Genomic DNA, 12,776 nt, shown 5'->3' with positions numbered 1-12,776 from the left:
CTCAGCCGCCAGCCGTCCTGTCTACGATCGTCGCGTGCCGAGGATCGAGCTGACGAACTTCATTCCTGCAACCGTAGAGCGGTGCTTCGAGTTGAGCCTCTCGGTCGATGCCCACACGTCGTCGATGGCCGGTTCGGGGGAGCGGGCGGTCGCCGGCGTCACCTCCGGGGTGATGGGCCACGATGACGTCGTCACCTGGCGGGCCCGTCACTGCGGCATCCCGTTCACGATGACGTCGAAGATCACTGCCTACGAGGCGCCGACGCGGTTCGTGGACGAACAGGTCTCGGGGCCGTTTCGCCGCTGGTGGCACGAGCACCGTTTCGACGCCGTCCCAGGCGGCACGCTGATGACCGACGTCGTCGAGTTCGACTCTCCGCTCGGGCCGATCGGCCGGCTGGTGAACGCGGCGTTCCTCACCCGGTATATGACGAGGCTGCTCAACCAACGCAACGCCTGGCTACTGGAGGCCCTCAGTAGGCCGAACGTCTGACGGCGGCCAGCCGCCGGCTCGGCGGCACCGCATCGCGCCGCCTCGACTAGGCATACCGGTGACTCTTGGCCGCGTGCCCCTTCTCGCGCTTGCAGGTGCGACCGCTGATGTTGCGGTGGCCGCAGAGTTCATCCTCCTCGGCTGACGGCGTCGGCGCTGGGGGAGCCTGCTCCGGCGCCGGCGCCGGAGCAGTGGCCTTCGTCGCGGCCTTCGACCTACTCGGTGCGATTCGCGTCGCCGGCTTCGCGATGCCGGCAGTGCGCTGTGAGGCTGCGTACCTGGCCTCGCGCATCGCCCGCAGGTTGTCCATCTTGCTCATCGATTGATCACCCGCTGACTCTATGGGTGACCACCGACAAAGGGTGTTCGGGGCAGTGGACCGGGCATTTTCAGGTGAGCTCGACGACCTTGTCAACGAGTTCGACCAAGGCCACCACGAAGACCAAGGTCAGTGCGACTCGCCCTAGCCAGGCGAGGCCAACCGCTCCCGGGACGGCCCCACCGCTACGTCGTCGTACCCACTCCAGCGCACACCAGCCGACACCGATCGCGGCCAGCAGCGGAGCCAACGGACCGAACGCCAACAGCGGCGCCAGCGCGAGCGGGAGAGGACCCGTGGCGAAGAAGCCGGTCGGCGCCAGCCACCGTTCGGCGAGCACGGTGAGCAGTGCTGCGTAGAGGCCGGGAATGGCTAAGAACATGACGATCGCGAGCCACGCCGGCTGCAGCAGGGTGAAGTCGACGCCGTCGACGTGGACCAGCTGGTCGCCGACGACGACGGCGGGGCCGAGCCCGATGGACAGGACCTGGAACCAGCGCGGCCCGATCATCAGCCCGCGCAACGCCGCGTAGATCGCTGCGCCGAGCACGCCGAGCACCGTGGCGACCACCAACAGGTTGAGGCTGCCGGCGAGGGTGAACTGCCCGATGGTGAAGCCGTCGTCGCTGGTCACCCCGGTCGCGTCGGGGTTGCGGCGGGCGAGGACGAACATCGCCAATCGACCGCCGACACCACCCACGAGCATTCCCAGCAGCGCCCCCGCCGCGGTGATCGCGGCGAGACGCCGCGCTGCGCGCACAAACGCTGCGCCCAGTGTGGGGGACTGCTCGCCTGTCACTGTCATGTCTCGCCGCGTTCCGTCGTGCTCGTGAGGAGGTGCTCCTCTGAGGATGGGGCGTGGAGTGGTGATCGTTGCGTGAATTCTCGCCGCACGGAGCCGACTTGACCAGAGTCGGTCAAGGTGCGGCCTCGGGCCAGACCTGGGCGCCGTCTGGGCCTGTGCCTAGGGCGTCGTGCACCACTCGCTTCCGACGACCCAGATGCCGGCCTCCGCAAGTTCAGGCTCGGCGTCGGCAGTGGTCGGTTCTCGGCCTCGCAAAACAACACCGCCACAGTCCTCGCATGGGCGATCGGTGGGTTGGTCGTTGTCGGGCACGTCGTCGACTCTAGGCGCCTGAGAGAACACGCGTTCGTCGATCAACCCCGAGGCCCGCTATCGGGTTGTGGAGCCTGACGGGGGATCGGTCGCGCGGCAGATCGGGTCGGATGTCAGGCTAGAGACCCCGCACCCGATCAGGGAGGTCGACATGGTCCGGATGACTCCGCGCACGGTCGTGCTGCACGGCCACGAACTCTCGTACCTCGACAGCGGCGAGGGGCCCGCCGTGCTCTTCATCCACGGGATCCTCGGCTCACAACGGCAGTGGCGTCACCTTGTCGACGAGATGGACGACGAGAACCGGGTGCTGGCGCCGGATCTCTTCGGTCACGGCGACTCCGCCAAGCCGATGGGGGACTACTCGCTCAGCGCCCACGCCGCCACCATGCGCGATCTGCTCGACCACCTCGGCATCGATCGGGTCACCCTGGTCGGCCACTCCCTCGGCGGCGGCATCGCGATGCAGTTCTACTACCTCTTTCCCGAGCGCGTGGAGCGCCTGGTGCTGATCGCCACCGGTGGCCTCGGCCGCGAGGTGAGCGTCGCCCTGCGCTCCGCCACCTTGCCCGGCGCTGAGCAGGTGCTGAGCGTTGTCGCTTCGGCACCGATCCTCGGTCCGGTGGAGATGCTGGGCAACGCCGCCGCCAAGCTGGGCTGGCGGCCCGGCCCGGACCTCAGCGCGGTCTGGCGCGGCTTCACCGCCCTCAAGGAGCGGGAGAGCAGGCGGGCCTTCCTGGCCACTACGCGTGCGGTCATCGATCTCGGCGGCCAGACGATCAGTGCTCACGACCACCTGGGCGACGGGTTGCCGATCCCGGTCCTCATCGTGTGGGGCACCGCGGACCGGATCATCCCGGTCGCGCACGCCCACAATGCGAAGCGTTCGATCCCGGAGTGTCAGGTGGAGATCTGCGAGGGCGCCGGGCACTTCCCGCACCTGGAGGACCCGGACCGCTTCGCCGCGCTGCTCCACGAGTTCATCGCGGCCGACGCCGCCTGACCCTTAACGCCGGAGTGCGTCGTCCAGCGCAGGGCCGAGCTCCGGCCAGGCGAAGGTGAATCCGGCCTCGGTGAGCTTCTCCGGATGGACCCAGCGGCTCTTCAAGATCAGCTCGGTCTCGTTGCGTAGCACGAACATCCCGGGCTCCAGCATCCAGCGCCAGGCAGGGAGCCCGACCGGACGCTTGACGGCGCGGCGTAGCTCGGCCATCAACGTCCGGTTGTCACTGGTGGTCATCGTCGCCAGGTTCACCGGGCCCTCGATCTCGTCCTGCTCGGCGATGAAGCGCACTGCCGAGACCACGTCGTCGATGTGGATCCAGGAGAACTTCTGGCGACCCTTCGAACGGTGCATCGGCACGGGGCCGCCGGTCGGCGTCGGGCCGATGCCGCGGTAGCGCCGGTGTTGGAACCACGGCCCGTCGTACTGGGTCCCGCCCAACCCCAGCCGGGTGGCGCGGGCCAGCATGTCCGAGGCGGGCCCGCCGAGCACGATCGCCATCCGCAGAGCGACCCGGCGGGTGCCAGGCAGATCGTCGGCGAACAGTTCGCGTTCCCAGTTGGAGGCGACGTCGACGGAGAAGCCGTTGCCGAACTCGCCGCCGGACTCGGTCTGCGGCCGGTCCATCGCATAGCGATAGATGGTCGCGGTGCTCGCGTTCATCCACAGCGACGGCGGCCTCTCGGCAGCCGCGATGGCCTCGCGGATCTGCCGGGTCGTCTCCACCCGGGAACGGAGGATCTCGTTCCGGTTGGCATCGGTGTACCGGCAGCCGACGCTCTTACCGGCCAGGTTGATCACCACCTCGGCGCCGTCGATCAGCCGGGCCAGCCCCGCCGGATCGTCCCAACGCCCGTCAGGGCCGGAACGGCCTACCCGGGCGACGTGGTAGCCACGCTGCGTCAGGTCCTCGACGAGACGATGGCCGATGAATCCGTTCCAACCGGCCACCACGGCCACCGGGCGTGTGCTCATGATCGCAACATAGCCGTCGGCCGTCGATGGCGCAGCGGAGTGTGGAAGAGAACACCCCGATGCGGCCGAGCTCACGCCTCGACGGTGACCTCGACCACGACGTCGTCCCTGCCGAACCGCACCGCTGGCCAGTAACCGTCCGGGAAGTGCTGACCGCAGCTGTCGTCGAGGTGGAGCACGACGTCGCCGTCGGCAAGCACCTCGACGGTCTGCAGCACGAGGTCGCCCTCCGCGTCGTCGAGCTCACCGGGAGTGGGCGCCTCATCGCTGAACCGGGTCACGACGGCGTCGGTGGCCCGGCGGTGCCACCGGCCACGGTCGGTGAAAAAGGCCTCCAGCCGCGGGAGCAGGGCGGCGGCAGCCACCGGGTCGGTGGTGCGCACCATCAGTTCGGGCTCGCCGGGCAGGCTGAAGTACTCGTCGACCAGCACCTCACCGTCGGTGAGGGTGAAGCTGCCACGGGTGAGCTCGCCCCAGGCCGACGCGACGTTACCGTTGCTGGTCATGGCGTCAGCCTAGGTCCGCGCCCGACGGCGGTCGCCGCAGCCAGCGGCTCAAGGGAGGCTGGCGCATCGAGGAGTCCGGGCAGCGCGAGCAGGGCGCCTGCGCGGGCGAGGTCCGGCGGCGCGACGATCAGGCCGTCCCGCCAGACGTGCACGCTCTCCGCGCCCCATCGTGCCGGCACCCGCGCCACCGCGGCGTGGTCATCGGCTGCGAGCACCACGATCTCCTGGGGTTGGACCGGGTAGGCGCTGGTCGCGCCCACCAGCAGACCGGCCTCCCGGCTCAGCAGCCGCACGAACCCGGCTCTGGCCAGTGTCGGCGTGAGGGTGGGAGAGCCGAGCGGCCCACGCCGTCGACGGCGCACCACCTCGAGGGTGTCCAGCGATACCAGGCTCTCAGTGGCACGCTCGCGATGCCCGACGGCGACCAGGCCGTCGTCGTCGAGACGCAGGTCGTCGTTGTGGCGCCCGATGCCGGCGGTCAGCTTGCGGATCACCGCCAGCGCGTCGAGGTCGACCTCGAAGAGTCCGTACTCGCTGAGCATCAGCACCCGATCGCCGCGCACCCGGACGGCTCCGCGCAGCATCCCGCGCACCCCCTTGAGCACCCGCCACCGCCCAGTAGCCAACTCCAGAACGCCGACCCGGGTGGTCGCGCGGCCCTGGCACCAGGAGGTGAGCAGCAGCTCGCCGTCCAGCAGACGGGTGCTGGTGTGGAACCCTTCGGGCGAGACCGTGGGCACCGGGACACCGATCTCCAGGAAGTGCTGTTGGCCGGTCTCCGTCATGGCCTCACCTTAGGTGGTGCCAGATCGCTACCATCCTTACCGTGACGACTGACGCGGGCAGGATCAGCTTCCGTACGGTCTACGGCGGGCCGGACGCCGGTGGGGCGTTCGTCGGCGACGTGGCACGGCTCAAGCAGCGGCTCAAAGAGCTCAGCTTCGGCTACGACTTCGACCTGCTCCTGCACGTCGGTGGTGAGATCTCCTCCACCGAAGGGGAGAGCGGCCTCCACGCGCCGAGGGTATCGACGGCGAAGGGACGGTGACCGCCCAGATCCGGGTGCGGAAGGAGGATCTGGCGGACGCCGCGGAGCCGAGCGCCGCGCTGCGACGGATCATCAACGATGCGTTGGTGGAGCTGGTCGGACGCGTTGCAGGTAAGGACAAGAGCGTCGACGCCTCCTCGGAGTTGGCGAAGCTGGAGACCGTCTTCGGAGGCGAAGCGTGAGCGACGACGGCCCGCGCGGCTTCACGCCCACGCTCCCGGATCGGGCAGAGGGCGGTCGCCTCGGCGGAGCGCCGCCGCGAGCGATCGAGGACCATCCGTTGCTGGACACGCACCGTTACCTCCTCACACTTCCCGCGGGTTGCGCCTCGTGGGCAGGGGACGCGGAGGTCTCCGTGCTGCTGCGCAACGGGTTCACCATCGCCGACGACGACCTGACCTACCCCGAGATGGCGATGCGTGCGGTCGTCCATCCCTCCTCACCTCGCGGTGACCGATCCGATCTCGGCTGGCCCGGCCTGCGGTCGGCGGCGCTGGGCGAGCTCGACGGCGCCGACGAGACGCCCGCTCTGGTGCGGGCCGGTGCGCAGCCGGTGCTGATCCAGAACGAGCCCGGCTACGCGGCTGCCGTGCTGGCCGACGGCCACCGCTTCCTCTTCCAGATCGACGAGGAAGGGTGGCCCGTCGACGGCCCGCTGGAGGACGTGATCGAGGAGTACCTGTGGGGCTATGGCTCGGTCTACTTCTACGGGACACCGGGCAGTGACGGCCAGGTGCGAGACGTCTACGCCGGGTTCCTGGACTTCTGATGACCGAAGCGGAGTCACCAGGAGCGGTGACGGAGTTCCTCACCGGATTGCGCCGACGCGGTTGGCAGGTGGAGCCAGCCCGAGCAGAGTCGCCTGAGCTGCTCTCCGCCGCGCACGAGGTGGCGATTCCGGAGGGCTGGCGGTCCGTACTGGAGCGGTTCTCGCTGCTGGTCGACGAAGATGAGAGCCGGTGGTTCCTCTCCGCCGCGGACTTTGCGGGCAGCTCCGACAGTGCCTTCGCCTGGAACGCGTTCGAGCGACTGAGCCTCGAGGCCGCCGTCGATGACGCAGATCGCCGACGCTGCACGGACTTCTGGCGCGAGTTCCTGCCGATCGCGCTCGGCGTCGAGGGCAGCTATGAGTACCTCGCGATCAGCAGGGTGAGCGGCGTCGTCGTACACGGTGCCGAGCCCGAGTTCGAAGAGGTCACGCTGCTCGCCAACGATCTGCCGGAGTTCCTCACCGGTGTCGCCGAGGGCAGCCTGGGCGCTGGCTTCTTCGGCTAGGGCGCATTTCCCAACGGCGATTTCCGCTGGGGGAGACACGCCCTAACCGAGGATCTCCCAGCGGCTCGGCGGCAGGACGCCTGAGGCCAGGTCTGCCAGCGCCACCTTTACCTGGGATCGGTCCAGGACATAGGAGGCGGGGTAGTCGATCGCCTGTTCGCCGACCGTCATCTCGACGAACTCGTCGGGATCCGCAACCACGGTCGCGTTGGCGACCTGGCCGCCACGGGTGGCAGTCACCACGTAGCAGTCGGGGCCGCCGCCGACCATCGTCTCCCAGCCGTCGACGTCGTCGGCGGCGAGCGTGCGCTCCAGGCCGTCCAGGGCGTCGACGGCGGCACTGAGCCGGTCAACTGTCATGCGGTCGCTCCGATGGTGGACTTCTCGAGTCGGTCGATCCGCTCCTGGATCGTCGGCAGCCCGACGTTGCCGCAGCCGACCAGCGTCAGGCGCCGCAACGGTTCCAGATCGTTGAGCACCTCGATGTTCGTGATCTTCTTGCAGTACTGAAGATCGAGGAACCGCAGGACAGGAAGGGTACGTAGCCCGGCGATGTCGGCGAGGTTGCGTAGGTTCTTCAAACGAAGCGTCTCCAGATGGGGGAGGCGCTCGATCCCGGCGAGTCCGGTCAGCTTGGTACCGGAGAGCAGGCCGAGTCGCCGCAATGGCCGCTGAGCGAGAAGCGGGAAGAGTTCGTCGTCGTTCGGGACGTTTAGCAGGTTGAGCTCGGTGAGCGGAAGGTCCATCGCCTGCCGGACGACCTTCATCGGTCCATCGGGGTAGATCGAGAGCGAGGTCAGCGCTGGGAACGCCGCGTTGTCGAAGCGGAACCTCCCCGCCACCGAGAGGGTTGTCAGGCTCGGCATCGCCACCTCCGGCCAGGTCAGCACCTTGCCGTAGTCCTGTTGGAGGTGGAGTTCGGCCAACCCCTGGGGGAGATCGCCCTGTCCAGCTTGGGTGATCAAGGACGGGGCGGTGCTGCTCCCGCTGATGGTCAACGACTTCAACGACGTCATCGCCGTGATGATCGGCGGCAACTGCTGGATCGGGTCGTGGTGCGGCGCCCACAGTTGCAGGGAGGTGATCCGGGCCAGCGTGTCCGCATCGACCGGTCGGTCGAGGAACAACAGATCGCGGCCCGAACCGGTGAACTGCTCGGCATGGCTGCTGTGCAGGAGAACCGTGTCGGACGCCATGATCGTGAGAGTAGCGAACCTCTCGCCGGGCCGCTGGCTGATCCGGCCCAGAGTCTCAGATCCCCGCAGGGACACGGCATACTCGCCCTCGTGCCACGACCGATCACGATTCTTGTTGAAGGCGAGTCCGACAAGGCCGCCGTTGAGACCCTCGCCCCACGCTTCGGGGTGGACCTGGAGACCGAGCAGATCACCGTCCAGGTGATCAACGGCGCTGGCAATTTTCGCGCCGCGATCGCCGAGAGCGTCGCGCAGGGCCACCGCGTCGGCGGGCTCTACGACGAAGGCGAGGAGCGTTACGTCGCCGGTGCGCTCAACCGCCAGGTGGGGGAGGACCTGACCAGGCAGGGCTTCTTCGCCTGTCGTCGGGACCTTGAGGAGGAGCTGATCCGGGCCACAGGGGTTGTCGGAGTGACCGCGATTCTCGAGGCCAAGAACGACCTCAAGGGCTTCCGTCAGTTCCAGGCGCAGGAGGCGCACAGCAGCGAACAGGCTGACGAGCAGCTTCGGCGCTACGTCTCCGCCAACGGCGCCCGCAAGCGTGAGTACGCTGCGCGGATGGCTGAAGAGGTTCCGTTCGAGGACGTTCCCGAGCCGATGACCGGGCTGATCAACTGGATCTGGAGCGTCGGCTGAGTCAGGTGCTCACGCCTCGTCGACGTCGAGTGCGCGGCTGATCTCGTACTGGCGCACCAGGAACTCCTTCTCGTCGAGCTTCTTGCGGCGCATCCAGGTGGTCAGCTCGCTGTTGCATTTCGAGGCGTTGCAGGAGCGACAGGCCGGCACCACGTTCGTCACGGTGTAGCGGCCGCCGCGCGAGATCGGCAGCATGGTGTCCTTCTGCAACGCGGGTTCCTCCGCCCCGCAGTAGGCGCAACCACCCCAGGCCTCCATCAGGTCGTGCCACTGCTGGTCGGTGAGGTCGTTGTCGGCAGCCGCCACGCGTCGCCGTCGACGCCGGTCGATGGTGGCTTTGCGGGTACGAGGCGGCATGGGAGAACCCTAGGCGCTGGCCGCGCCGAACCCCGGCAGCGACCAGCGACTACGGCCCCTCAGGTGGAGATCGAGTCGACCAGACGGTGACAGATGGCTCGCATCCGCTCGACCGTCATCCCGTGGGAGGACAGGAGTACCTGCACCGACAGGCCATCGATCAGACCCATCAGGCTGTCCGCGACCAGCGCGCTGTCCTCGGAGACCAGTTCGCCTCGCTCCTGACCGCGTGCGACGACGGCCTCGATCATCGAGGCCCACCGGCTGTAGGCCCGGTCGTTGACCTCCGCCAACGCCTCGTCCTGCAAGGCGGCTGCCCAGAGCTCGATCCAGACGTTCCACGCCTCGATCGTCTCCTCGCCGACCGGCAGGTACGACTCCACGATCGCGTGCAGCGAGTCGGCGGCGTGGGCCTCCTTGTCGTCGAAGATGGCTGCACGCCGGTCCAGAGACCTGGTGAAGTTGTCCTCGAACGCGGCCCGGATCAGCTCGAACTTCGTCTCGAAGTAGTAGTGCACGATGCCGGGGGAGACGCCCGCTCCCTTGGCGACATCCGACACCCGCAACCCGAGAACGCCCTTGGCCGCGATCTGGGCGCAGGCAGATCGCATGATCTCCTCGCGCCGCTGCGCTTCAACACTTGGCCGAGCCATTGCTCTCCTCCTCAGTGACGACGAACGGTACCAATACGCGTTGTGTGGTTCAGGAACCTGCCAACTCTGCGGGCAGTCGTCGCGCGATGATCTCTTCCGCCTCGGCGACGATCTCGTCGACCACCTCCTGACAGGTGGCTACCCGATCGATGAGTCCCTGGGCCTGGCTGGCCCACCACATGCCGCCGTTGACGTCTCCTCCGGAGAGCACCTCCTGGCGGGCGCGGGCGCCCGAGGCGAGGTGGGCGACGTCCGCGAAGGTGGCGCCGGGCTGGGAGCCCAGCTTGGCGATCTGCTCGGAGACCTCGTTGCGCGCCACCCGCGCGGTGTTGCGGAACTCCCGGAAGACCAGGGTGGTGTCGCGCTCGTCGTTGGCGACGATCTGGTCCTTCACGTTCTGGTGGATCGGTGCTTCGACGGTCGCCTCGAACCGGGTGCCCATGTTGATGGCACAGGCACCGAGTGCCAGTGCTGCCACCAAGCCGCTGCCGGTAGCGAAGCCGCCCGACGCGATGATCGGGATGTCGAGGGCCTTGGCCGCGGCCGGGATCAACACCAGCCCGGGAATGTCGTCGTCGCCGGGGTGGCCCGCGCATTCGAACCCGTCGATGCTCACCGCGTCGACGCCGAGGGACTGCGCCTTGAGCGCGTGCCGCACCGCGACCGCCTTGTGGATGACCTTGACCCCGGCCTCCTTGAAGGCAGGAAGGTGCGGAGCGGGGTTGCTGCCCGCGGTCTCGACGATCTTGACCCCGGTCGCGATGATCACGTCGCGGTACTCGTCGTAGGGGACCGGCTCGATGGTCGGCAGGATGGTCAGGTTCACCCCGAACGGCTTGTCGGTCAGCTCCTGGCAGCGCTTGATCTCGGCGGCGAGCGCCTCCGGTGTCGGCTGGGTGAGCGCGCTGAGGAAGCCGAGGGCTCCGGCGTTCGCCACCGCGCTGATCAGGTCGGCGGTGCCGACGGCGGCCATTCCGCCACAGACGATCGGGTGTTCGATGCCGAAGGTCTCGGTGAACTGGTTGCGGAAGGTCATGTCACTCCTTGGTGTTGAGGGGAAGAGGAAGGGGATCGGGCGTCTGCTCGACGCCGACAGCGGTGGGGATGCGGCGTGCGCGGCGTGGGTCGAGCAGTACCAAGGCGGCTGCGGTGAGCACCAACGCGGCGCCGATCATGGTGCGGACGTCGAGAACCTCCTGCCAGAAGACGACGGCGAAGAGCGCCGCCCAGACCGGCTCGGTGACCATCACCACCGACGCTTGGGCGACGCCCATCCGAGGCTGCGCCCAGGCCTGAACGAACATCGCTAGCGCGCCGGCGGCGAGAGCGAGGTAGAGCATCGGGATCCAGTCGGTCCCTTGCGGGATCTCGATCCCATTGGGGATGGTGGGCACCGCGCTGAGGACGGCGATGGTGGCCATCTGGATCACCGTGACCACCTGCGCGTCCCCGGTGCGGACCAGACGGCCGGTGGTCAGGATGTGCACGGCGTAGAGCACCGACGACAGCAGGGTGAGGGCCTCTCCGGTGCCGAACGACCAACCCCGCAACGACATCACCATCACTCCGCTCGCCGCGACCACGACGGCGACCCTGGTCTGACGCGAGACCGGCAGTCGGTAGAGCACCGCTGCGAGCAGCGGCGTGACGACGACGTACATGGAGACAAGGAAGGCCGAGACGGTGGCGGCGGCCTGGGTGAGCCCGGCGAACTGCAGCCACTGGGCCACGCCGTAGATCAAGCCCAGCTGGACGCCGAGCCAGGCCTGGCGCCGCGAGATGCGGCGCAGTGCTCGAGGACTCAACAGAGCAAGGACGAAGGCCGCCAGCGCGAACCGGACGGCCAGGTAGTCGTTCACCGAGATCCGGGTCAACAGGTCCTTGGAGATGGGGAAGGTCGAGCCCCAGACGGCAGCGACCAGCAGCAGCGCGAGCGGCGCTGCGAGATGGGGCCGGAGGTTGCTGGGCACGAAGCTCCTCAGAAGACGGGGGAGGGGCGGGTCCGCACCAGGGTGCGGACCCGCCCGGAGATCAGATCTGGCGGGAGATGATCAGCCGCATGATGTCGGAGGTGCCTTCCTCGATCTCTTCGAGCTTCACATCGCGCATCCACTGCTCGACCGGGTACTCGCGGGAGTAGCCCCAGCCACCGAGGGTCTGTACGGCCGCGTGGGTCACGTACATCGCGGTCTCCGAAGCCTGCAGCTTCGCCATCGCGGCGATCTTGGTGGCGGGTTCGCCGGCGTCGAGCGTGCGAGCCGCGTGCAGCGTCATCAGCCAGGCGGACTGGATCCGGGTCGCCATGTCGGCGAGCCGGAAAGCGACGGCCTGGTGCTCGATGATCGGCTTGCCGAACTGCGTCCGGTTGCGGGCGTAGTCCAGCGCGTACTCGTACGCCGCGCGCGCTGCGCCGGTCGCCGCGGCGGCCAGCACGACCCGGGAGATGTCGAAGGTCTGCATCAGGCCGTAGAAGCCCTGACCCTCGTCGCCGAGCCGGTCCTTCTCCGGGACGAAGACGTTGTCGAAGAAGATCTCGCGGCACACGATCGCGCGCTGACCCATCTTCTTCATCGGCTCACCGAAGCTCATCCCCTCGGCACCCTTGCGCAGCAGGAAGGCGGTCACGCCGCCGGAACGCTGGGTCGGGTCGGTCTTGGCGAAGACGACGTACTGGTCGGCGAGGCCGGCGTTGGAGATCCAGACCTTCTGACCGTTGATCGCATAACCGCCGTCGACCTTGGTGGCGGTGGTGACGATCGAGGCGGCGTCCGAGCCGGAGCCGGGCTCGGTGGTGGCCAGGGCGGTGAAGAGCGGGTCGGTGCCGGTCAACGGACGCAGCCACTCCTCCTTCTGCTCCTCGGTTCCCAGAGCCAGCAGCGGGTCGGAGAAGAACCCGTTGGAGCAGACGAAGTTGCCGATACCCGGGTCGCCCCAGCAGAGCTGCTCCTGGACCAGGCACTGGGTGAAGATGTCACCAAGACCGCCGCCGCCGTACTGCTCGGGCAGCATGAAGTCGGTGATCCCGACCTTCGCTGCGGACTTGAAGATGTCGACGGGGGAGACCACGTCGGCCTCATCGACCTCGCGGCCACGCGGGCGGATCTCGTTCTCGGCGAAGGTCCGGCACAGGTCGACGATGGCTCGCTGCTCGTCGGTCAGGGGCCAGGGCTCAACGGCATTGATCGCCATGTTCTTACT

General features: G+C 68.2%; 19 protein-coding genes. 7 read left to right on the top strand and 12 right to left on the bottom strand.

Annotated elements, in window-relative coordinates:
- Positions 1-34: 34 nt before the first annotated feature.
- Positions 35-493 (top strand): SRPBCC family protein, encoded by a 459-nt coding sequence (locus ACLM5J_RS11320; protein ID WP_413656513.1) that lies wholly within the window; start codon positions 35-37, stop codon positions 491-493.
- A 46-nt stretch (positions 494-539) separates the two neighbouring features.
- Here ACLM5J_RS11320 and ACLM5J_RS11315 read toward each other — a convergent pair whose 3' ends face one another.
- The gene (locus ACLM5J_RS11315; protein ID WP_413656512.1) at positions 540-812 is read right to left on the bottom strand and encodes a hypothetical protein; all 273 of its coding nucleotides are present in this window, start codon (positions 810-812) and stop codon (positions 540-542) included.
- Positions 813-882: 70 nt separating this feature from the next.
- Complete coding sequence (locus ACLM5J_RS11310) at positions 883-1,617, bottom strand: hypothetical protein (RefSeq protein WP_413656511.1); 735 nt, start codon at positions 1,615-1,617, stop codon at positions 883-885.
- Between the two features lie 463 nt (positions 1,618-2,080).
- Here ACLM5J_RS11310 and ACLM5J_RS11305 point away from each other — a divergent pair, with 463 nt between their 5' ends.
- Positions 2,081-2,932 (top strand): alpha/beta fold hydrolase, encoded by an 852-nt coding sequence (locus ACLM5J_RS11305; RefSeq protein WP_413656510.1) that lies wholly within the window; start codon positions 2,081-2,083, stop codon positions 2,930-2,932.
- Positions 2,933-2,935: 3 nt separating this feature from the next.
- Here ACLM5J_RS11305 and ACLM5J_RS11300 read toward each other — a convergent pair whose 3' ends face one another.
- The 3 genes from ACLM5J_RS11300 to ACLM5J_RS11290 all read right to left on the bottom strand — a co-directional run bounded on the left by ACLM5J_RS11300 (position 2,936) and on the right by ACLM5J_RS11290 (position 5,198).
- Entirely contained in the window at positions 2,936-3,907 is a 972-nt protein-coding gene (locus tag ACLM5J_RS11300; protein WP_413656509.1) for an epimerase, read from the bottom strand.
- 71 nt (positions 3,908-3,978) lie between these two features.
- A complete protein-coding gene (locus ACLM5J_RS11295; protein WP_413656508.1) occupies positions 3,979-4,413 on the bottom strand; it encodes a hypothetical protein in 435 nt (144 codons plus the stop codon).
- On the bottom strand, positions 4,410-5,198 hold the full coding sequence (locus tag ACLM5J_RS11290; RefSeq protein ID WP_413656507.1) for a hypothetical protein: 789 nt from the start codon (positions 5,196-5,198) through the stop codon (positions 4,410-4,412). Before ACLM5J_RS11290 ends, ACLM5J_RS11295 begins: the two co-directional genes overlap by 4 nt.
- A 41-nt stretch (positions 5,199-5,239) precedes the next feature.
- Between ACLM5J_RS11290 and ACLM5J_RS11285 the strand changes: the two genes are divergently transcribed.
- The 4 genes from ACLM5J_RS11285 to ACLM5J_RS11270 are packed head-to-tail and all read left to right on the top strand — an operon-like array spanning position 5,240 to position 6,736.
- Positions 5,240-5,461, top strand: coding sequence for a hypothetical protein (locus ACLM5J_RS11285; RefSeq protein WP_413656506.1), 222 nt, complete (start codon positions 5,240-5,242; stop codon positions 5,459-5,461).
- Positions 5,458-5,643, top strand: coding sequence for a hypothetical protein (locus ACLM5J_RS11280; protein WP_413656505.1), 186 nt, complete (start codon positions 5,458-5,460; stop codon positions 5,641-5,643). The genes ACLM5J_RS11285 and ACLM5J_RS11280 overlap by 4 nt, the downstream gene beginning before the upstream one ends.
- Entirely contained in the window at positions 5,640-6,230 is a 591-nt protein-coding gene (locus ACLM5J_RS11275) for a hypothetical protein (protein ID WP_413656504.1), read from the top strand. The genes ACLM5J_RS11280 and ACLM5J_RS11275 overlap by 4 nt, the downstream gene beginning before the upstream one ends.
- A complete protein-coding gene (locus ACLM5J_RS11270; protein ID WP_413656503.1) occupies positions 6,230-6,736 on the top strand; it encodes a hypothetical protein in 507 nt (168 codons plus the stop codon). The genes ACLM5J_RS11275 and ACLM5J_RS11270 overlap by 1 nt, the downstream gene beginning before the upstream one ends.
- A gap of 42 nt (positions 6,737-6,778) precedes the next feature.
- On the opposite strand, the gene ACLM5J_RS11265 is transcribed toward ACLM5J_RS11270, so the two are convergent.
- Together ACLM5J_RS11265 and ACLM5J_RS11260 are read right to left on the bottom strand one after the other, a co-directional pair.
- The gene (locus ACLM5J_RS11265) at positions 6,779-7,096 is read right to left on the bottom strand and encodes a hypothetical protein (protein ID WP_413656502.1); all 318 of its coding nucleotides are present in this window, start codon (positions 7,094-7,096) and stop codon (positions 6,779-6,781) included.
- The gene (locus ACLM5J_RS11260; protein ID WP_413656501.1) at positions 7,093-7,932 is read right to left on the bottom strand and encodes a hypothetical protein; all 840 of its coding nucleotides are present in this window, start codon (positions 7,930-7,932) and stop codon (positions 7,093-7,095) included. The genes ACLM5J_RS11265 and ACLM5J_RS11260 overlap by 4 nt, the downstream gene beginning before the upstream one ends.
- 90 nt (positions 7,933-8,022) lie before the next feature.
- Here ACLM5J_RS11260 and ACLM5J_RS11255 point away from each other — a divergent pair, with 90 nt between their 5' ends.
- The gene (locus tag ACLM5J_RS11255; protein ID WP_413656500.1) at positions 8,023-8,568 is read left to right on the top strand and encodes a TOPRIM nucleotidyl transferase/hydrolase domain-containing protein; all 546 of its coding nucleotides are present in this window, start codon (positions 8,023-8,025) and stop codon (positions 8,566-8,568) included.
- A 9-nt stretch (positions 8,569-8,577) separates the two neighbouring features.
- Here the strand turns inward: ACLM5J_RS11255 and ACLM5J_RS11250 are convergent, their stop codons facing one another.
- The 5 genes from ACLM5J_RS11250 to ACLM5J_RS11230 all read right to left on the bottom strand — a co-directional run bounded on the left by ACLM5J_RS11250 (position 8,578) and on the right by ACLM5J_RS11230 (position 12,767).
- Positions 8,578-8,925, bottom strand: coding sequence for an HNH endonuclease (locus ACLM5J_RS11250; protein ID WP_413656499.1), 348 nt, complete (start codon positions 8,923-8,925; stop codon positions 8,578-8,580).
- Between the two features lie 59 nt (positions 8,926-8,984).
- Positions 8,985-9,578 (bottom strand): TetR/AcrR family transcriptional regulator, encoded by a 594-nt coding sequence (locus ACLM5J_RS11245; RefSeq protein ID WP_413656498.1) that lies wholly within the window; start codon positions 9,576-9,578, stop codon positions 8,985-8,987.
- 49 nt (positions 9,579-9,627) lie between these two features.
- Entirely contained in the window at positions 9,628-10,614 is a 987-nt protein-coding gene (locus ACLM5J_RS11240) for an NAD(P)H-dependent flavin oxidoreductase (protein WP_413656497.1), read from the bottom strand.
- Position 10,615: 1 nt separating this feature from the next.
- Positions 10,616-11,548: a DMT family transporter gene (locus ACLM5J_RS11235; RefSeq protein WP_413656496.1), complete on the bottom strand. Its 933-nt coding sequence runs from the start codon at positions 11,546-11,548 to the stop codon at positions 10,616-10,618.
- Positions 11,549-11,609: 61 nt separating this feature from the next.
- Positions 11,610-12,767 (bottom strand): acyl-CoA dehydrogenase family protein, encoded by a 1,158-nt coding sequence (locus ACLM5J_RS11230; RefSeq protein ID WP_413656495.1) that lies wholly within the window; start codon positions 12,765-12,767, stop codon positions 11,610-11,612.
- Positions 12,768-12,776: the final 9 nt, after the last annotated feature.

It is taken from the genome of Nocardioides sp. Bht2 (assembly GCF_047308515.1).
Classification (GTDB): domain Bacteria; phylum Actinomycetota; class Actinomycetes; order Propionibacteriales; family Nocardioidaceae; genus Nocardioides.
Note: the sequence above shows the minus strand (reverse complement) of the source record. Positions and strands in the feature narration are given on the sequence as shown.